The sequence below is a fragment of the Nostoc sp. 2RC genome, assembly GCF_014222165.1.
In the GTDB taxonomy this organism is placed as follows: Bacteria; Cyanobacteriota; Cyanobacteriia; order Cyanobacteriales; family Nostocaceae; genus Nostoc; species Nostoc linckia.
The window spans coordinates 1-20721 of the sequence record NZ_JACKZU010000011.1; the positions used below are offsets into that span (position 1 = coordinate 1).

Consider the following 20721-nt stretch of genomic DNA (forward strand, 5'->3'; position numbering starts at 1 on the left):
CTCCCCAGCTCCCCAGCCCCTTCCCAGCCCAATCCCCCTACTCCTGCGGTGGTTTCGGCCGCTTGATGGGCTTAGGAGTGGCTGTTTTGGGTATGGGCTTGGAAATTACAGGAGTATCGCCACCTGCACTTCCTTTCTTGATGGGACGGGGAGTTTCACTACCACGTCTGGGAGGGAATGGTTTCCTACCACCACGGGGGCCTCCTTTAAATCCTGGTTTGCGTTTTTTGGGTAAATCAGCGATCGCTTCGCCTTTTTCTACCACTAAAACATCAGCTTCTCGCTTGGCTTGGAAATCCCAGAATTTCCCCACTGCTTTGGTGGTTAGCACACCCCTTAATTTCAACTTAAAATATTTGGGTTTGTCTGTTGGTTTGCGTGGCGCTTGTTTAATTTTGACTACCAAGCTCTTAGCGTCAAAAGACTGGTATACTACCTCACCGCGCACAGAAAAACCACCATCTGTAATTTCTGATGACGGTATTAGGGGTATTGTGTTGAGTTCAGAGTTTTCGGATAAGCCATCATCTGGTGTTTCTACTTCTTGTGACTCGGAGTCTGGCTCATCCTCAATTATCAAGTTTTTGGCCAGATTTTCTGGCTCCCAAACTCCAACAATTTGGATGTGCAAAGTATCATTTTCTTGTCTTGTACGTGGATATACCACCCACAAATGTTCTTTGTCTAAGTCTAAGTGATTCTTGACTAGGCTCATAATCCGCCCTAGCAGGACGGCATTGAGTTCTACACCATCTGTGGTCAGCAGCGTACCTTGGGTAAATTGTTCGCTGCTAGCAAGATAACGACCCCGGACTAAGCCAATGGCTCGATATTGCATTGGCTCGCTGGGAGGCGGAATCGGTTGCTGTCGATTCACTAAGTTCCCATTTGAGTCAGTTTCAGTGGGGTTAACAGGGGAATTTTCAACTTTAGAGGACTGGTTTGCTGTTGTATCAATAACATTAGCGGCTACCTCTATGGTATTTTTTCCCTGGTTAGAGGCAGAAGAATTGGAAGATTCGGGCAATGGCATCAGGTCGGAATTCATAAAAACTCCTTGCGGCACAGACACATCCCATTGTGGGATTAAAAAAAAGGCAGCTGAAAAGAGCGTTTGTGTGGAGTAAAGAAAGTATATTTACTTTTTACAAAGTCACACTAGAGTACTCTACACAATCCTAAAGGCGTTAAATTGAGTGTGTAAACACTAAAAGTCTAATCTAGCGTTCCAGACACTAGTTTCGGAAGCATATCACAGCTACAATTCTGACGGCTCCTCCTAAAGTCATCACTTACTTTAGCAGTGTGGATAGTTAATTGTTATAAAATTCACAGACTATGAGCGGTATTCCGTAAAGTTTTGGAAATTTTTAACTTTAGGATTTGTGTAAATGATAATGTCATTAGAATTCAGGAGAAAGACAAAACTGTGTCTCAACCGCGCAATCGCTGGATAGTTCAAGTTATCCTGGTGCTGGCAATTCTCGCTTTTGTTGGTGTTTCGGTGATTCCTTTATTGGGAGCATTGAATAATACGCCATTCTCTAGCCAGAATACCGCTAGCACTGGAGGCAATTTAACTGACTCCCAGCAAAAATCAAAACTGGAAGACCAAGTAAGGGGATACGAGCTGGTTTTGCAAAGGGAACCAGAAAATCAGACTGCGCTCAAAGGTTTATTAGAAGCGCGGCTACAATTACTCAGTCAAAAGGAAAAAAGTGAGGTCAAACCATCTGATATCCAAGTTGTGATTGAACCTCTAGAAAAGCTTGCTAAACTCAATCCCGAACAATCAGAATATTCAGTCCTGCTGGCTCAAGCCAAACAGCAAATAGGCGATCGCGAAGGAGCCGCCCAAGCTTATCGCTCGGTTTTAGACACCAAACCCGGTGATTTGAAGGCTTTACAAGGAATGGTGGCTCTGTTACTCAGCCAGCAACGCCCCGAAGCAGCCATTGGCTTGTTGCAAGATACTCTCACCGATGCTGCCCAAGCAAATACAAATCAACCAGGAAGCATCGACACTGTGGCCGTGCAAGTGTTGTTAGGTTCTGTTCACGCTTCCCAGAAACGCTACACCCAAGCCGCCTCTGCATATGACCAGGCAATTAAAAAAGATCCGAAAGATTTTCGCCCAGTTGTGGCAAAAGCAATGCTTTTCAAGCAACAGGGCAAAAACCAAGAGGCAAAACCTTTATTCGATCGCGCCGCAGCTTTAGCACCCGCTCAATACAAAGACGAAATTAACAAAGCTGCAACAGCTCCTCTGATACCCAATCCCACTTCATCTAGCGCACCTCCAGTGGAAAGTAAACCGAAGTGATGGGTATGGGGCATTAGGATTGGGGGAATGGGGAAAGGGGAAGGGGGAAAGGTTAAATCGATCTCTTTTCCCTTTACCCTTTAACCCCTTCGGGGTTCGCCAGTCGCTCATGGGGGAAACCCCCAAGACCGCGCTGGCTCACCTTTTCCCCTACCTCCTTACTCCCCTTACACTCCTTCAACGGCAGCAACGATACCAAAGATGAAAAACAGGCATCCGCCAATTAAGGTGAGTTGACGTTCTGAAATGCGACCGGCAATCATTTTGCCACCGAGAACGGCGATCGCTGCACAAATCGCATGTCCCAAAATTGCACCTATGGTCACTCCAATTGGGTTATTCCCAGCTGCTAAAGCTATGGTGGCAATTTGAGTGCGATCGCCCCACTCTGCCATGAAGGTTAATACAAAGGCCTCTGTTAAAATTGATAGGGAAGTTTTTCGCTTTGGTAACTGTGAATCTGCTTGTTTTACCGCAGCTTCGGCCTCTTCTACAACTTCAGTGTCACAAGCAGAGGTAGGCATCTTACTACCGTCGTACAAGAGTTTGATTCCAAAGGCAATGAACAAAGTTATTTCAGCATAGTGGATATAAATTTTCGGCAATAAAGATGCCGCCTGTCCAAATACCACTGAAAGTATTGTCATGGCGGCTAAGGCAGCTACCACACCTGTAAATACTAGCCGCCGCGAGTGATGCATTGCCAAAATCACAGCAATAAAAAATGTTTTATCGCCTAGTTCTGAAACTGTAATTAATAACAAACCTGCGGTAAAAGCTGTTAACACTCTCTCAAGCTCCTAAAGAATCGTTGACCGATGTGAAGCTTGATGAAAGCGAAAAACTTCACCAAGCTTACACTCTGCGGTGTGAACTTAGTGAAGGTCTCGCTTTCAAATGTTTTAATTATTTGCCACCTGAACCAGGCTCATCGCCAGTATGTTGATTCAGATGTACTGGCTGTTAATTTTTGCGCCAGCAGCTACTCCCCTTCTATTGCGATCGCAATTATATGTCTATTCCAGGTACAAGTCAAACTGAGAGTTAAGCTCATCCCAGTTCTAAAAGAAAATTTGGGAATGCGCCTTTTGGGAAGATATGGCAGTTTCCATAAGAAATGGTTAGAAAAGGGACTTCCAAGTAAAAAAATATTCATTGCTATTGTTGACTGTTGACTGTTGACTGTGAACCGTCAACGCTTTAACCCAAATAATTTATTTATTGTAGTTACTCAATTTTTACAATTATCTATATCATTTTGAAATCTTTCTTAGTTTTTATTAGTAAATAAGATGCGTTCGCCCTACTATAGTTACTAGCTCTGAATTAAAATTTCTTAGGATTTACTTGATAAATAGTTTTTTAGATAAATTATAATTATAAAAAAAATCAGATTAGTTTTATACAAAAATGGCACACATTTTACTTGTAGATGATGAAGCTCCTCTGCGTGATAGTCTTACCTATACTCTGCAAAGAGAAGGTTACACGGTGACTACAGCAGCTGATGGGCATAGTGCTATCAAACAGTTTCACAAGCAAGTTCCAGATGTAATTTTGCTTGATTTAATGTTACCAGAAGTTGATGGTATGGAAGTTTGCTGGCGAATTCGGGCATTTTCTAATGTACCTATTGTCATGCTTACAGCCAAGGATCAGGATATGGATAAAATTTGGGGTTTAGAAGCAGGTGCAGATGATTATGTTACTAAACCCTTCAACACCCGCGAACTATTAGCACGTATTAAAGCAGTGTTGCATAACCCTTCTGAGGAGTAGCTTTCATGAGAAGCTGGATACCTCGGATTAAATTAAATACTATTTATACCAAGTTGTTAGCTACATACTTGATGCTTACAGCTTTGGGAACGTCGTTGATGGCAGGTTATATCCTGTGGTCGTTTTATGATTACTTTATGCGATCGCGACAAGTAGATCTGGATAATTGGACGAGTGCGTTAAGTGAAAGTGTTGCAGATGGACTAGAAGAAAAAAATATTCTCCACGTCAGGACGCTAGTGGAACGTTATGGCGCACCGCAAACTGTAACGCTACGTGTTTTTAATCAACAAGGTCTTCTATTAGCCACTTCCGACCCCAAATTAGACAGCCGGGTTCAAGATTGGTCTGAAGTTCCTGGTATGCAGGAAGCCTTACAAAATCATGTAAAACAAGGGATTGCTAAAGGTGTTTTATCAAAGGACGATCGCCTCTACATAGCTAGACCCATTGAGCGTAACGGTCAATTGTTAGGCGTAATCCGCATGTCTATGACTTTAGAGCAGATTAAGCGACAGTTTGTGAAGGTGATTTGGAGTATTTTAGGAACGCTAGGAGTAACGATTTTCCTGTGTGCCTTAATTAGCAGTCGGTTTGCTCGCAGTCTCTCAAAACCAATTGAGATGATGCAAAATTTTGCCATTCGTTTGGGTAGCGGTCATTTTGGCGATAAGCTAATTATCCATGAAAACAATGAATTAGATCGATTATCAAGGGAATTAAACCGGATGAGCGAGCGTTTAGCTTCCCTAGACCAAGAGCGGAGAGTATTTTTAGCCAATGTCTCCCACGAATTGCGTACCCCTATCAGTAACGTTCAGGTGACAGTAGACGCACTCAAAGGAGGAGCGTATGATGAACCAGAATTGCGCGATCGCTTTTTCCAAACTATCGAAAGTGAAACCAAGCGTTTATCACAATTAATTCATGACTTACTGGATTTAGGGCGTTTGGAAGCAGGAGTTACTCAACTAGAAAAGCAAAGCATCTCCCTGCATGGATTGATTAATCGTGCTGTTAATGCAGTCGAACCACAAATGCGAACTCTGGAGATTTCTACACAGGTAAATGTAGAAAACTTAACCATCCAGGGCGATGCAGAAAGGCTATTACAGGCTATTCTTAATTTGTTAAATAATGCAATTAAATATTCACCACCAAACTCTCAAATATTAATTTCTGGATATAGCCAAGGTAAACAAGCTATTATTCAAATTCAAGACCAGGGAAGAGGTATAAAAGAGAGCGATTTACCTCGAATTTTTGAGCAATTTTATACAACAGATCCGGCACGCAAAGGTAGTGGTAATGGTCTGGGGTTAGCAATTTCTAAGCGAATTATTGAAGCTCACCAAGGTGCAATTATAGCTACTAATACCCCTAATCAGGGAGCAGTGTTTACTGTGTATTTGCCACTAAACGTTAAAACTTCAAAGTCCGACAATCGTCTCTAGAGTGCTTGGCCACAAAACACCCTACACATACTTAGCTCGACTTTATCCATTTTTGATTCAATCAAGCAGCGTAAACAGCAATATCTCTCAACAGTCAACAATCACCCCTATTGCCTATTTGTTCCCTGCCATATCTTCTATATTGATGGCAGTTGAATATTTTTAACAAATAAGCTTTGTAAGCGGTGCATTTGAGCGCCTATTTGGTAGAGTAAATCACCTTTACCCAGTAAATAAGCTGCTGCTGTTTGTTTTCCTCCCAAGACGATAGCTGAGTCTGCTTCACTGGCGGTACGCAAAGCCACTCTTCCTGGTAAGTTTGAGCGAATTATGGGTGTAACAACTTTCGCTTCTGGGCGTTGAGTGGCGATAATAAGATGAATTCCTGCGGCGCGTGCCATTGCTCCGAGTCGTTTAATACTTTGTTCTAGTGATGTGCGGATTTCTTTTTCTGCCATAAAGTCGGCATATTCATCAAAAATGCAGACAATACGAGGTAAAATCTTTGTAGAGCGTTGGTTGTAAGTACTTAAATCGGCACACCCAGCTTTTTCAAAGTGGTGGTAACGCGATTCCATCTCTGCGACTAACTCATCCATCAGTCTGATCGCGCGATCGCCATCTTTAACAACTGGCGAATATAACCAAGGCATTTTCTCAAACTCTGGAAAGGTGACTCGCTTGGGGTCAACTAAGGCGATTTTCAGGTGTTGCGGAGAATGACGATTGAGGAGACTGAGGAGGAGCGATCGCAAAAATTCACTCTTACCGCTACCAGTTGTACCACCAACTAAAAAATGACAAGTATTAGCATCAGATAAATCAGCCTCTACCAATTCTCCTTCAATATTCAACCCGATCGCAATTTTTATAGGTACTGTTGGAGGTAAAAATTGCGGCTGAATATACTCTTCAAAACTCGCAATTTGCCGATCTGGACGAGGTAAATCAACGCTAACATAACCAGCTTGCGGCGCAATTAACGGCGGATTTGCTAACCCCATCTGCACTTGTAAATCCGCTGACAATTTCAAAAGTGCATTAACTTTCACACCCAAATGAGGCTTAAGTTTCACTCGAATAAAAGCCGGCCCAACAGCAGCACCGTGATAATCTACACTAATGCCAAATGATTGCAAAGTAGTAACTAACTCTTCACCAATTGCATGAGCATCAACAGAATTTTTTATTGTGGGGTGGGCATCTTGCCCGCCATTTCTCTCATCTTTAGATGGTAAACTAGGCGAAACAAAAAAAGTCTGACATTTTTGTTCTTGCGGACAAATTTCACACAGATAAGGCTGAGTTGTTGGCGGTGGCGAATTAGGATGAGGTGGTTCCCAACTTAACCATTGTTGCATCTGGTGTAATTTATAGGGAATCAATTGATGCACGTTATTTTCTAGCTGTTCCCAAGAATATTGATACTCTTTAAACTCTGGCAAAACACAATAAACAGCCGAATCAACTGCTACCTTTTTTTGATGCCAAAGCATATAACTATAAAGAGCAACTTGAGCTAATTGTGCTGATGGATCTACAGGCTGATAAGTTTTAAATTCAAGTACGCACAATCGCTTGACTTCCAAATTATAAACCAAACAATCAAATTCTCCTCCTACCCTTTGTTGTGTGCCATCAGGTAATTGAAAATAATGCTCAAGCTTACGTTCTTGAGAAACAAAAGTGTTGCGAATAACTGCTTCTGCACTACAATAACGTCGATTAACAACAAGTAATTCTGCAAAGCGTCTGATTAATCCTTGTAATCCTTGCCAAACTTTGTACAGTGGTTGCGCTGCACTTGCGTCTTGTTCAACAGCTTTTTCTAAATAAGTAGAAAATTTAATTTCATAAAAAAGCTGTTGCAGAAGAGAGGCAATTTCGTCTATGTTTAATTGAGATGTACTATTTTTGAATATTTCTGTAAATCTTGATTCGCTAACAGCTAACTTAATAAAACTATCAGCCAAATTATGAAAACTATTACCAATACCAATTTGATTATTTTGTGGTATAAATAAAGTATTTCCGCCAAATTTTTGATGTAAATAAAATAGCCGAGGACATTCAAAAGCCACTCTGACTTTAGTCGCTGTTAAAGATATATTTTTGGAATCATCAGACATAAAATTAAAAATATTAGTTACAAAATTAGAGCTATCAATTTCTAATAACCGACGATGAACAGCAGCCAAATAGACTGTATCCATAGCCGCATAATGTAGCTGCTTGTCACTCAAAGGACGCCTTCCCCAGTCGCTTCTACCTTCTTCTGAATCGACATGAGAAAATTGACAAAGTTCCGCCGCTAAAGTTTTCAGCTTTAAATTCGATGTTTGTAACTTGTTGAGGGTAATCTTTCTTGCTAACTTCAGGGTACAGGTAATATTTTGTGCTGATTTTTCACCCAAGTACTTTAAATCAAAACTTGCATTATGAAATACCTTCTCAATTTGAGAATTAACCATGATTTGCTGAATAAACAGTGCAATCAAATCAGGTTTATTCAATACATCAAGAATATAAGCAAATTTTCCTGTATAGTCTGTAGGTTCTGCTAATATCTGAATTAATGATAGTTTGGGATATGGAGTATTCCAATTAGCTACTTCTGTATCTAACCATAGCACTTTAGCCAAGGCGAATTTTGCAATTTTTGTTTGGATTTCAGAGGCTTTTGTTAGGTAGTGCATTGGCTAAAATTTAATCAAAGTTAATCTATTTAATTAGTGAGTGAGTAAACGGATTAACTGGTCTTCCAACTTAGATTTAGGGTTAATAATTTTTACTTTCTTTTCCTGGCATAATAAATCAATTAAATGTTGAGTTTCACTTTCTTCCACGTAAGAAAATTGACTAACTCCTTGTGAAATTAAAGTAGGCACTCCCATATAACCTTGGGTTTTTACTAGATTCAACAAGAAATCTTTGACTGGTCGCAAATCTTTAGTTTTATTTAAATTATGTTTTTTAGGTTCTTGTTTAGTAATAATTCCTAAATTCTGTAATAAAGTACATTGTTCTAAAATTTTTGACTCACGTATTAAAGATTGTAATCCTGGTAAAGTAATAGCTTGACCACCAACAACTAATTCCTGAGCCTGTGCAGAATTAACTAAGCTATGGTATGTCGCTAAATAGTGAACTGAAGCAAGATTTGGTTTGATGTGAATATGGTTAGTACCAGTGAAAATTTGACTATAGATTTTATATCCAGCGAGTTTTGCATTTCCTATACTTCCAATTCTAATTAAATAAAGCCTTTGACAAACATTTTGTTGAATAGCTTTTTGACAAGCATTCATCACGTTATAAAAACTATTCATATTAGCATCTTCTGTCCACACTATTCCTATATTTTCTCGCTTAGATGGCGATTGATAACTTAAGGAATAGCTGGCATAAGTGCCACTGATGAGTTTAGGTTTAATTGCCTGTACTTGTAATGCCTCTAAAGTTTCTTGCACCATTCGTATGAGGTCAGGTGCTGCTAAAAGAGATATTTTAACTAGCTTATCCTGAATTTTTTTATATTCTTGCTGCCAGATTAATTCAAATTCAGCTTGTTCTTTTTGTCGATCGCTAATATTTGAGGTAAGGTCATTTTTTACTATTTTAATATCTATTAGTCCTTGTTGACCTTCTGACTTTTTTGGCGTCTTTGGTGGTATATTAACTACTACAATTTCTTTCAATAGAGAAAGTTTATATTGTTGATACTCTAACCTGGCAACAATAAACGCAGTTCTTGGCATAGTTTTACCACCAGGAAAATTTTCCTCTAACAATTGTCTATTTAAGGGAAAAATAGGTAAATCAGGCTTAGGATTAGCTTCTTGATGTATACTTTGTAATCGGTAAGTCCAAAGTGCTTCTGCTTGATTCAAATTAATGGGTTTTAGTGATACTAATCGTTCGATTCTGGCTTTGTCTGACTGTTGAATGTAACGATAACTTTGCTTATAAGCATTGGTGACTATACTGATAATAATTAGAAAGTTTTTGAGATTTTCGCTATGGATAGTAGTATTTATATTAAATAAAGGTTGAGGATTAGAAGTCCAATTTGGCAAGGTTTCAACTTGGTCAAAGCATAAGACAATAGGTTGAGTTGCAGTAGAAATTTTACCAAAATTAGCTAAAATATTCTTTGCTGCGTCTTCTGCATCAATGCAGTGTCTAAGTCTCAAAGCTTGCATTGATTCTTCACTTAAATTATCTCCTCTTAACCATTCACAGGCTATAGGGTAAAGTTCTGGATCTGTGAGATCGTGTAACACTCCAAAAAACACATCAGGATTGTAAATACCTGCTTTTAAATAAGTCTTTTTAAGATGGTTAACAAATTTTTGGCGATCGCCTAATAATAATTGCCAAAAGCTATCATTAAAAAGCTGCTTTTTCAGATTAGTTTTTGTGAAAACAGATAAATTTTTCAGCCAGAGTATTAACTGAGACTCTTCCTGTCCTTCTGGTACTTGAATTAAACTATCAACTGTATTACGTAGCAGATGACGCCACATATAATCGTTATCAACCCAAGGCCCTATATAAGCAAAAAAGGCTTTTGAGTTAAAGGTGCGTTTTAGTCTACTTAAAAGATAGCTTTTGCCAGAACCAGCATCACCTACAAGTAAAACAGTACGACTACAATTATCTTTAGTTACTAAATCGAGAAATCCTTCAATTTCTGTTATTGCCTCTTGATGAATTGACTCGACCACAGACTCTAATTCTTGATTTTGACCCCAAAAATTACCCGTTTTCAAATTTACTAGGTCAAACGGGTTAACCTCGCGTTTAATAATGTCGTTGATAGATGCCATAATTAATTGGGATAATTGAGCAAACTTAATGTCCAGGAAAAAAGTCTCTGTATTTTTAGTTCACAGTGATAAAGAACAGCGAACCACCCACTTTTTGTAAAATTCCAGCATCAATTTGTTCTGGAGTGTAGGGTGTTGGATCTAATAAGGAACTCAAATCAATTTGATCGCTTGCTTGCAAACGATATAAAGCCTTATCCAATTCATCCCGTGAAAATGGCGGTTGTAATTTTTCCCGCAGATGAAAAATGGGCAAATAATTGTCAGTACCCAATTCTCGGTCTAATTTTTCAATAAGTTGTAAAATTTCTTCATCGCTGATTTGTTTATCAGCGACATTGACAGGTAGCGGAATAGAAACTTCCTCAGACTTCACCCGCAGAGTTTTTCGTAAAAAGCGTAGGTAATTACCCAGCAATTCTAAGCTGAGGACGGGGTTAGAGCCTTTTTTGGGAATGTAATCGTCTCGTAAATACTCAATTGCTCTTTCAGTCAGCCAAACTTCAGGTTTATTTTTTTTAATTCCTTTTTCAGCTTCAATCAAACCACGATCGCTCAACACCTGTAATATCGCATCTCGTTCCGCAGCTTTTTTTGCTGAAGTGATTTTGCTGGGAGCGATTTTACCTGAAGCTTTAGCAATTTGCTCTAGTACCTTGAGTTCTTTATCTGCAATGGGCACTTCGCCGGGATTTTTAAGTACCGCTTGACCAGGTGGTGAAATTTTAACTGTGGTAACCTCGCGGGTATAGTCTACCAGCTCGCGATCGCCCAATGCTTTACAAATTTTATTTCTCTCAGCTTTAAAAGTATCAAAGGCCTTGAGTTCTGCTCGATAATCCTTAAATCCCAATAACTTCAAGACAAACTTTAACTCGTTAGTTTCCATGCCAGTAGTTTTACCTATATGCGAATCAACAATACCGTAGCTATAAGATAAAAATTTACACATTCTTTATCCTAACTACAATTGGTATGAATGACTACAGGTTGTTAAATAATGTATTACAACCAGCATCTAGCTGAATACTAATATTAGACTTCTTGCATAAGTCGGGAAAAGGGAAAGGGGGAAAGGGGAAAGGGGAAAGGTTAAGGGGGAAAGGGGAAAGGTTTCAAATACATCTTTTACCCCTTACCCCTTAACCTTTTCCCAGACCACAAGGGAGGTTCATACTGCTTATCCGAACCGTATTGGCTGTTGTCCAAATTTCTGCATCTTTGTAGATAAAATTTTCCTGTAAATTAGGGGCAACTTTAAATTTGAGGAGTTCTATAACCACGTCCTTTGATGCCTGCGTTCGCTAATTTGCCAGAATAGAGTTGTAGGCTAGAGTTACGCTTCCAGCATAGCTCGACCGCCTACACTCAGGAGCTAAGGTCGGCTGTTTGAAATAAATTGAAGAGGATACGGAGTATGGACAGCAACAACTGGTTGCAACAACTAATGATGGTGGGTCTTGGTACAACGTCTTTAGTTGCAGAAAAGCTGCGGGAAGTCAGCGATGATTTGGTCAAAGATGGTAAACTCAATCCCGAACAAGCCAAGGCGGTTATAGATGATATTGCCCAGCAGTTAAAATCAGAGCAAGGAAACTGGGACGCCCAAATGCAACGACAAATGCGAAATATGATGCAGGATTTGGGGGTGGCTCGCCAGTCAGAAGTAGACGAACTTCGGGGTAGAATTGACCGTTTAGAACGTCAAGTACGCGATTTAGAAAATAAGCTTTGGCGCTAGGTTGCCCTTTGTGATTTAAACTAAATGTGTTCTGTTGGTAATGTTTTGACCAGGCTACCTAAGTAGGGAGAACTGATTTTGAAAGCAATTTTCCTGAGTGTGGCGTTCATTGCGGTGTTTGTTGTGGTTTTATTTGTGGGGCAAGTGGGCAGTAAACAGAATACTGCCATTGCTGACCAGATAACCTCAACACTCCCAGCGCCCACAATTTTAACTGAAAACAATATCTTAATTGCGAGCGATACTATGTCTGATGCTAATGTCGTAACCACCCCCTCTGGATTGAAATACGTTGAGATAAAAGAGGGGACTGGGGCGGCTCCTGAACGCGGACAAACAGTAGAGGTTCACTATACCGGCACTTTAGAAGATGGTACTAAGTTTGATAGTTCCCGCGATCGCGGTCAACCTTTCAAATTTAAAATCGGTGTCGGACAAGTAATCAAAGGTTGGGACGAAGGACTTAGCACCATGAAAGTAGGCGGTCGTCGTAACTTAATCATCCCGCCAGATTTAGGTTATGGTTCTCGTGGTGCCGGTGGCGTAATTCCACCTAACGCTACGCTGCTGTTTGATGTGGAATTGCTAGGAGTTAAGTAAAAATTGGGCATGGGGCATGGAAGAGGACAAGGGGGAAAGGGAAAGGGGTATGGTTCGACAAGCTCACCAACCGGGGAAAAGGGGAAAGATTAAATTTATTCCTTTTCCCTTTTCCCTTTAACCTTTTCCCTGTCCAATGCCCTGTTTGCCCAATGCCCAGTTCAAAGTTTGAGATTTTGAAACTTGGTAAACTGTGGGTTAAATAAAAGTTTCACAGTACCAGTAGGCCCGTTGCGGTGTTTAGCTATTATCACTTCTGCAATACCGCGATCGGGAGTATCTGGAGAATAGTATTCATCCCTATAAAGCATTATTACTAAATCTGCGTCTTGTTCTATACTTCCACTTTCACGTAAATCTGACAACATCGGGCGTTTATTAGTACGTGCTTCTACTCCTCGGCTCAACTGAGATAAAGCAATAACCGGTACAGATAATTCACGCGCTAAACCTTTGAGTTGACGCGTAATTTTTGACAATTCTTGTACGCGATTATCACCTGCACCTTCCATTAATTGCAAGTAATCTATAACAATCAAACCTAGTAATCCTTGTTCTGCTTGCAGTCGCCTTGCTTGACTACGCATTTGTGTAACAGTAATATTCGGCGTATCGTCAATATAAATTGCCATTTCAGAAAGGGTACCAATAGCACGGCTTAAAGGTTCCCATTGTGTTTGGCTAAGGCGTCCAGTCCGTAGATAAGCACTTTCAATTTGTGCCTCGCTAGCTAATAGACGTTGTGTCAGCTGTTCTTTAGACATTTCCAAACTAAAAACAGCAACTGGTAGTTTTTTCCTCTGGTCAATATTATTATCACCCTTGATATTAACTTCGTAATTGGCAATATATTGTGCAATATTCATCGAAAAGCTTGTCTTTCCCATTGCAGGCCTAGCAGCAACAATAATCAAATCGGAACGCTGAAAGCCGCTGGTTAAAGCATCTAAATCATAAAATCCACAGGGAATTCCAGGTAAGGCAACGCCTTGATTTCTCTCTTCAATATCCTGGAAATTATTAATTAAAGTATCTGCAATGTGAACTAAACCTGATTGCGGACGCTCTTGAGTTACGCCGAAAATTTTCTGTTCGGCTTGGTCTAAAACTATTGGTAATTCGGTTTCTGTTTCGTAACCAAGATGCACAATTTCATTGCCAGCTTTAATTAATTGTCGCCGCAGGTATTTTTCCATCACCAACCCTGCTAAGGCGTCAATGTTCACAGCTGAAACTGTGCGGTCTACCAAAGTTGCTAATTTATTTCTACCACCAATGCGAGCGAGTAAATCGTGGTCAGTTAACCAACTTGTAACCGAAAGTAAATCTGTGGGTTTGCCTTGTGCGTGGAGTCTGACTGCTGCTTGATAAATATCTTTGTGAGCGCTAATATAAAATGCTTGGGCAACTAAGCGATCGCTCACTCGACTAATCGCTTCTGGATCTAGCAAAATCCCCCCCAAAATCGCTTCTTCCGCCTCGATATTTTGGGGTGGTAAGCGTTCGCTACCATCGCCTTTAAAACTCAGTTCTTCAGCCATAAAACGATTTTAGTGTTGAGAAGAAAGCTAGTTGGGAGTGGGAAGTTATAAGTTAGGAGTTAGGAGTTAGGAGTTAGGAATTATTCTCCTTGTCTTCCTTGTCTCCCATGTCTCCCCTATCTCCCACCCTGCGGGTTAGCGCTAGCGTCTCCCAAAGAAAAGCTAAAGCTACATCCCCCTGCCTAATTTAGCTAGCCACGACTTGAATATCAATTTGTGCTGTTACTTCCGAAAACAGCTTGATTTCAGCTTTATAAGTACCAAGGTGGTTAATATCAGGAATAGTGATACCGCGACGGTCTACTTCTTGACCGGTGGCTGCTTTAATTGCATCTACAACATCTTGAGTGGTAACTGTACCGAAAATAGCTTCGTTTTCACCAACTTGCTTAGCAATTGTTAAGCTGCCAACTTTTTCTAGAGCTCCTTTTTGCTCAAGAGCTTGTTGCTTGAGTTCTAATTGCCGTTGACGTTCTTGTTCGCGACGGCGTTCTACTTGCTTGAGAATACCAGGAGTGGCATGGATAGCCAATTTTTGAGGAAGCAGATAATTACGAGCGTAGCCAGGAGCTACTTCCACTAAGTCACCAGATTTTCCCAGCTTACTGATATCCTGACTTAAAACTAACTGCACGCGTTTCGCCATCGTTTTTCGTTTTTCCTGTAAGATATGATTAATTTGGCTTTCGCCGTGCTGTATTAAGAGCGGCTTCGCCAATACCCTAAAGCTTACAGATCCTAGCGAAACGCAGGGGGCGATCGCAACTATTCTCGTGAGAAAGTTGAAGTATGGCGTATGGGGAGACTATGAAGCACGGTAAAAGGTTAAAGGGTAAAGGGTAAAGGGTAAAGGGATAAATTTAACCTTTTCCCCTTACCCCTTTCCCTTTCCCCATTTTTAATGCCCAATGCCCAACATTTAAAAGTTATCCCTCATTTCCCGGATACGTGCAAAGGTTTGCACTGCATCCCTTCTATTAACTGCTGATTGTAACGATGGGCGATCCCAGCCTAGAAAAGGATTGATGCGTTTCTCGACTCCTAAAAGTGAGGGTACGGTGGCTTCTCCTCGATTCCGATAAGCTTGGACTTGCTCGAAGTACTGTTGTAAGTCGGTGTTGTCGCCATCGAGATTTAAAGCAAATTTCAAATTTCTGAGGGTGTATTCGTGGGCGCACCAAACGCGTGTATCATCTGGTAGCGAACGAATTTTGCTTAAAGATTCCACCATTTGTGTCGGCGTTCCTTCAAATAATTTACCGCAACCTCCAGAAAATAAGGTGTCGCCACAAAATAATTCGCCCGTTTCGCCAGGATTTTCGGGGGGAAAGTAATAAACGATGTGAGCGCGGGTATGTCCGGGAACGAAGATGACTTCAGCTGTGCGTTCTGCAAATTGCACGCCATCGCCTTCTTGCAAAAACACCTGTTGTCCGGGAATTCTACCACGATCCTCGGCTCCCCCATAAACTATTAATTGGGGGAATTGTTCCATTAATCGCTTATTACCGCCTACATGGTCGTTATGGTGGTGTGTATTGAAAATAGCCACCAATTCTGCTTTTAATTGTGCAAGTTTTTTTAATACTGGTTGTGCTTGTGCTGGATCGACAACGGCGGCGATGTTTTGTTTCGAGTCGTGTAACAAAAATATATAGTTGTCTGAGAGTGCTTCCAGACGAATTACCTGCATTAGCTCTATCTCCCTTACAACATCAATGTTTAGTATTGAGTAGCAATCCTACATTTAACTCAGTAATAATGCTACCTGCATCGGTTAGTTCGAGTATTTATACTTGATTTGACATTGCTCTAGTGCAACTTTAACTATGATAATATACAACCGTGCTTTTACGGTAATTATACTTAAATAAAGTCAACTTCGGATGAATTAATCAGTAAAATTTCTCTGGGAAAATCTACAAACAAAAAGCTAGATTTAATTGATTATTTTTGGTTCTTAAAATTAATAAAATTTCCAGGTGAAATTTCATCAATCTCTCTTATATCATATTGAGTTATCAAGTAATTTAGAGAAAATTTTCCTGACATACCCCAGACTAAATAACAATTATTTATTCACATTATGCCAAAAGAAACTAGAGGATTTATTACAATTTTAACTGGGCTTTACCCTTTTCAAGATTGTATTCATTTCTTAGCTGCGGTGAGAAAGTTTCATCAGGAACCAATAATTATTTTAATTGACCAAGTTCCACCAGTTCTTTATCCTTTGCTAAAGGCTTTCAAAAATGTAATTTTAAAGCCTGTACCAACGAATGAAAATACTGTTTTAGCCTCAAGACAAGCAAAATTAGCTTTGTATGATGCTTCGGAATTTGATAAAACTATTTACCTAGACTCAGATATTTGTTTGCTTTCCGATATCAACGACGTATTTGAGTATATGGATGAATACGATTTCTTGTTAACTGAAGATGTGCAACCTGCTATTGCTAAAGCCACAAATTTATTGCGTGGCAAACAGGAAGAACTTTTACCAAATGTCTTACCAATTTTGCAATCTGTGGGCTTACCTTTACAAGCAGATAGCGTCCAATATAATGGCGGTTTTATAGCTTTTCGCAAAACAGAAATTAACCAGATATTTTTTGATAAATTTCAATATTATTTTGAAATTGTCAAAAATAACCAAGATAAATTGCTTTTAAAAGATCAAGGGGCTTTTGCTTCGGCGATCGCATCTGTCCGTCCCCACATGAAAATACTACCACCTACCTATAATTATCTCAGCAAATGGCAGGATGCATATAACGTTGAGGATGAAATTAAAGTACTTCATTGTACCTATCCTTATCGACCGCAGTACGCTAAAAATGTTACCCGTTCGTTATACACCAGGATTTTTGATAGATTAGCTAAAGTATTTTTACCGAATCAAGTTACAAATCCCTGGCGCATTAAATAAAAAGGAGTCAGAATTCAGAATTCAGAATTCAGAATTTAGAATTCTGACTCCTGAATTCTTGTTGATAAAAATTAAGTACAAAAATAGTGAAAAATTTTTCAAAAATATCCCTGTTGGTTTCAGATTTGTCAAGTGCAGCTATTTTACGTGCATACTTGCTTGCAACAGCCCTAATCAATTTAGGATATGAAATTGAAATTCTAGGGTTTTTATTTGGAAATAATTTATATCGAAATTTACCACAAGATTTAAAAGTTTATCATCTCCCCGGTAAAAATCTTCCGGAATTCTTTGGACAAATCCACGAATTTTTACCCAAAATTAGTGGAGATATAATTTATGCTATCAAGCCCCAAATAGCGAGTTTTGGGGTTGGCTTACTCAAGAAAATATTCAGCAATAAGCCATTGATTCTCGATATAGATGATTGGGAAATGAGTTGGCATGGTGGCGATGATTGGCGTTATCATCCTGCACCAAAACAATTAGTAAGAGATTTATTCAAGCCAGACGGCGCACTCAGAAATCCTCATCATCCTTTGTATGTGAAATGGATGGAAGGTTTCATAAATCAAGCTGATGCTATAACAGTACATACTAAATTTTTGCAGCAACGTTTTGGCGGTACATTTGTTCCCAATGGCAAAGATACCTCTTTATTTAACCCGACTGAATATGATGCAGAATCAAGTAGAAGTCGTTATGGTTTATCCGAATATCGAATTTTAATGTTTCCTGGTGCGCCAAGACCTTATAAAGGCTTAGAAGATGTTCTCACCGCCCTTGATAAAATTAATCAACCAGACTTGAGATTGGTAATTGTCGGTGGTAGTCCTTACGATGATTACGATCGCCAACTTCAACAACAATGGGGACGTTGGATTATCAAATTACCAAAGTATCCAGCTGATGTTATGCCTGATTTAGTAGCAGCTGCTCACATTGTAGTTGTTCCCCAGCGAGATACCCCAGAAACTCGCGCTCAATTTCCTTTGAAGTTGACAGATGGCATGGCAATGGCTAAACCTGTATTATCAACACGTGTTGGAGATATTCCCGAAATTGTAGCTAATACTGGTTATTTAGTTGAACCTGCTTGTCCCGAACAACTTGCTGAAAAAATTCAATTTATTTTTCACAATTTAGATTCAGCAAATGAGCAAGGTATTAAGGCAAGACAAAGATGTGTGGAACACTATAGCATAGAGGCGATGGCTTCTACACTTAAGTCAGTAATTGCCAAGTTATGAATCATATTAATTAAAATACCCCATGTCTACCAGAAAACTATTACTAAGATTTGCAAAACCATATCCAGGTTTGATTCTGTTGACAATATTGTTAGGATTTTCTGGAGCTTTATTTAATGGGATTAGCACAGCTTTAATTGTGCCTGTGGTTTTAAAAATTGTCGGACAAGAAGTAGATTTAACTACTGCCCCTCCCATCTTGAGAAAGATGATATCTCCCTTTGATAATGCTCCAGAAAATTATCGCATAGGGATTATGGCTGGGGCAATTATCTTTACAATTATTCTAAAAAATTTAGCTACCTATGCTAGCGCCTTGGCGTCGAGTTCTCTAACTCGTAAATTGACGGCGGATATGCGAGAAACGGGATTAAAAATATTACTAGAAATTGATATAGATTATTATGCGAAAACTAAAGTAGGTGATTTAATCAATCGCCTTGGTGGAGAAATTGGACGTGCTGCCAGTGCTTTGGGTAGTATAGTGAAAATAGTGGTTTTAGGAATCACTATTTTAGTTTTTGTGGGTTTATTACTGTCAATTTCTTGGCAGTTGACAATTGCAGCTACACTGTTGTTGTCTTTAGTGACATTAGTAAATCAGTATGCAATTTCTCGTTCTAAAATTTTCGGCAAGATGCTCAGTGAAATGTCAAAAGCATATTCAATTTCTGTGCTGGAGACTTTGAACGGAATTCGCTTAGTTAAAGCCACAGGAAATGAAGAAAAAGAATTTCAACGCATTCAAAAATTAATCCGCGATCGCGAAAAAGCAGATTTCCAATCTCAGGTGAATTCAGAAGCAATCACACCCATAGGCGAGGTAATGGGGATTACGGCTTTGCTGATGATTGTAATTTTGAGTAAAACCTTTTTTGCCAATCAAATTTCTTCCCTTTCTACCGTACTTTTGACATATTTATTAGTGTTGCTGCGAGTTTTGCCATTACTTTCTCAACTAAATACCATTCGCAGTAACTTTGCTAGCACCGCCGCTAGTGTGGATGTGACAAATGAATTTTTAAGTTTGAATAATAAGCCATTCATGGGCAACGGTAAGCTTCCCTACACAAAATTACAAGAGGGAGTATCTTTTAATTCTTTGTGCTTTGCTTACCCAGGCCATGAAAAGTTAGTCCTCAAAGATGTGAATTTATATTTACCGCGTGGCACGACTTTAGCATTAGTAGGCGGTTCTGGTGCGGGAAAATCAACTTTAGCGGATCTTTTACCGAGATTTTACGACCCCATTGCTGGTGCTATTACCATTGACGGCGTTGATTTACGGGAATTTGATGTGGTATCCCTGCGTCGGCGGATGGGAATTGTCAGTCAAGATACCTTTCTTTTTAATGATTCGGTAAAAAATAACATCGCCTATGGGTGTCCTGAGGCTACCGATGATGAAATTCTTACAGCCACCAAACGAGCAAATGCTTATGAATTTATTAGCAAATTACCCCAGGGATTCGATACCTTAATTGGCGATCGCGGCGTTATGTTATCTGGCGGACAAAGGCAAAGATTAGCCATCGCCCGCGCCTTAGTGCAAAATCCGGAAATTTTGATTTTAGATGAAGCCACCAGCGCCTTAGACACTGTTTCCGAACGTTTAGTACAAACTGCACTAGATGAACTCAGCCGCCATCGTACCACATTAGTAATTGCTCACCGCCTTTCCACAGTCCAAAAAGCCGATCGAATTGCCGTATTAGATCGAGGACAAGTAGTAGAAGTAGGAAACCATGAAGAACTTTTACAAAAAGGTGGTTACTACTCACGCCTCTACTCAATGCAATTTGCCGAACGTCCTGAAACGATTACCAAACCAAATCAAAGTTTACTCCGCATCTCTCACGAAATTCGGACGCAATTAAACTCAATGATTGGATTTTTGCGTTTATTACTTGATGATTTGGTAGATGATGCCCAAGAACGGCAAGAATTAATCGAAGATTCTTATAAATCAGCTTGGAGAATTCTCAACACCATTGATGTTTTTGATGACGTGATTAACTCGCAAATTAGCGGACAAATCCTTGCAATTTCAGACCAAAATCAAAATGTCATCAGTAGCCATTATCAAAATTTTAATCAAATATCAGCCGAATTTCGTACTTCTTTGAACCTTATTCTTAGTTCTCTACGTTCGCTGTCTGATAATTTACTTTACAGCTTAGAAGAACAAATTCAATTTCTTTCAGAAAGTTATGAATCTGCCATATATCTAATTAATAATTTAGAGAAATTCGAGGAAAGTATTAGTAATTAAAAT

General features: G+C 39.6%; 17 protein-coding genes. 9 read left to right on the forward strand and 8 right to left on the reverse strand.

Features of this window, described 5'->3' with window-relative positions; all coding sequences use genetic code 11:
• Nucleotides 1-37: 37 nt before the first annotated feature.
• Nucleotides 38-1048: a hypothetical protein gene (locus GNE10_RS02800; protein WP_099071592.1), complete on the reverse strand. Its 1011-nt coding sequence runs from the start codon at nt 1046-1048 to the stop codon at nt 38-40.
• A gap of 381 nt (nt 1049-1429) precedes the next feature.
• On the opposite strand from GNE10_RS02800, the gene GNE10_RS02805 reads away from it, so the two are divergent.
• The gene (locus GNE10_RS02805; protein ID WP_185563552.1) at nt 1430-2323 is read left to right on the forward strand and encodes a tetratricopeptide repeat protein; all 894 of its coding nucleotides are present in this window, start codon (nt 1430-1432) and stop codon (nt 2321-2323) included.
• Between the two features lie 167 nt (nt 2324-2490).
• Here the strand turns inward: GNE10_RS02805 and GNE10_RS02810 are convergent, their stop codons facing one another.
• Nucleotides 2491-3111, reverse strand: coding sequence for a TMEM165/GDT1 family protein (locus tag GNE10_RS02810; protein WP_185563553.1), 621 nt, complete (start codon nt 3109-3111; stop codon nt 2491-2493).
• Nucleotides 3112-3153: 42 nt separating this feature from the next.
• Between GNE10_RS02810 and GNE10_RS02815 the strand changes: the two genes are divergently transcribed.
• The 3 genes from GNE10_RS02815 to GNE10_RS02825 all read left to right on the forward strand — a co-directional run bounded on the left by GNE10_RS02815 (nt 3154) and on the right by GNE10_RS02825 (nt 5556).
• Nucleotides 3154-3498, forward strand: coding sequence for a hypothetical protein (locus GNE10_RS02815; RefSeq protein ID WP_185563554.1), 345 nt, complete (start codon nt 3154-3156; stop codon nt 3496-3498).
• A gap of 235 nt (nt 3499-3733) precedes the next feature.
• Complete coding sequence (locus GNE10_RS02820; RefSeq protein WP_099071596.1) at nt 3734-4102, forward strand: response regulator transcription factor; 369 nt, start codon at nt 3734-3736, stop codon at nt 4100-4102.
• Between the two features lie 5 nt (nt 4103-4107).
• Nucleotides 4108-5556 carry an ATP-binding protein gene (locus tag GNE10_RS02825; protein WP_185563555.1) on the forward strand — a complete coding sequence of 483 codons (1449 nt, stop codon included), beginning with the start codon at nt 4108-4110 and terminating at the stop codon, nt 5554-5556.
• 137 nt (nt 5557-5693) lie between these two features.
• Here GNE10_RS02825 and GNE10_RS02830 read toward each other — a convergent pair whose 3' ends face one another.
• From GNE10_RS02830 to GNE10_RS02840, 3 genes are read right to left on the reverse strand one after another with little or no spacing between them, the layout of a single operon-like run.
• A complete protein-coding gene (locus GNE10_RS02830) occupies nt 5694-8252 on the reverse strand; it encodes a DNA translocase FtsK (protein WP_185563556.1) in 2559 nt (852 codons plus the stop codon).
• Nucleotides 8253-8285: 33 nt separating this feature from the next.
• Nucleotides 8286-10385: an ATP-binding protein gene (locus GNE10_RS02835; protein ID WP_185563557.1), complete on the reverse strand. Its 2100-nt coding sequence runs from the start codon at nt 10383-10385 to the stop codon at nt 8286-8288.
• 55 nt (nt 10386-10440) lie between these two features.
• Nucleotides 10441-11274: a transcription factor RcaD gene (locus tag GNE10_RS02840; RefSeq protein WP_185563585.1), complete on the reverse strand. Its 834-nt coding sequence runs from the start codon at nt 11272-11274 to the stop codon at nt 10441-10443.
• A 528-nt stretch (nt 11275-11802) separates the two neighbouring features.
• On the opposite strand from GNE10_RS02840, the gene GNE10_RS02845 reads away from it, so the two are divergent.
• Both GNE10_RS02845 and GNE10_RS02850 read left to right on the forward strand, forming a co-directional pair.
• The gene (locus GNE10_RS02845) at nt 11803-12126 is read left to right on the forward strand and encodes a phasin family protein (protein ID WP_185563558.1); all 324 of its coding nucleotides are present in this window, start codon (nt 11803-11805) and stop codon (nt 12124-12126) included.
• A gap of 78 nt (nt 12127-12204) precedes the next feature.
• Entirely contained in the window at nt 12205-12726 is a 522-nt protein-coding gene (locus GNE10_RS02850; protein ID WP_185563559.1) for an FKBP-type peptidyl-prolyl cis-trans isomerase, read from the forward strand.
• Between the two features lie 161 nt (nt 12727-12887).
• On the opposite strand, the gene dnaB is transcribed toward GNE10_RS02850, so the two are convergent.
• From dnaB to gloB, 3 genes are all read right to left on the reverse strand, one after another.
• The gene (gene dnaB / locus GNE10_RS02855) at nt 12888-14267 is read right to left on the reverse strand and encodes a replicative DNA helicase (protein WP_185563560.1); all 1380 of its coding nucleotides are present in this window, start codon (nt 14265-14267) and stop codon (nt 12888-12890) included.
• Nucleotides 14268-14454: 187 nt separating this feature from the next.
• Nucleotides 14455-14913: a 50S ribosomal protein L9 gene (gene rplI / locus GNE10_RS02860; protein ID WP_185563561.1), complete on the reverse strand. Its 459-nt coding sequence runs from the start codon at nt 14911-14913 to the stop codon at nt 14455-14457.
• Nucleotides 14914-15186: 273 nt separating this feature from the next.
• Nucleotides 15187-15960 carry a hydroxyacylglutathione hydrolase gene (gloB, locus tag GNE10_RS02865; protein WP_185563562.1) on the reverse strand — a complete coding sequence of 258 codons (774 nt, stop codon included), beginning with the start codon at nt 15958-15960 and terminating at the stop codon, nt 15187-15189.
• 393 nt (nt 15961-16353) lie between these two features.
• Between gloB and GNE10_RS02870 the strand changes: the two genes are divergently transcribed.
• The 3 genes from GNE10_RS02870 (at nt 16354) to GNE10_RS02880 (ending at nt 20718) form a co-directional block, all read left to right on the forward strand.
• Nucleotides 16354-17196, forward strand: a complete 843-nt coding sequence (locus GNE10_RS02870) for a hypothetical protein (protein WP_185563563.1) — start codon at nt 16354-16356, stop codon at nt 17194-17196.
• 86 nt (nt 17197-17282) lie between these two features.
• Complete coding sequence (locus GNE10_RS02875) at nt 17283-18446, forward strand: glycosyltransferase family 4 protein (RefSeq protein ID WP_185563564.1); 1164 nt, start codon at nt 17283-17285, stop codon at nt 18444-18446.
• Nucleotides 18447-18468: 22 nt separating this feature from the next.
• Entirely contained in the window at nt 18469-20718 is a 2250-nt protein-coding gene (locus GNE10_RS02880; RefSeq protein WP_185563565.1) for an ABC transporter ATP-binding protein, read from the forward strand.
• The last annotated feature ends 3 nt before the right edge of the window (nt 20719-20721 follow it).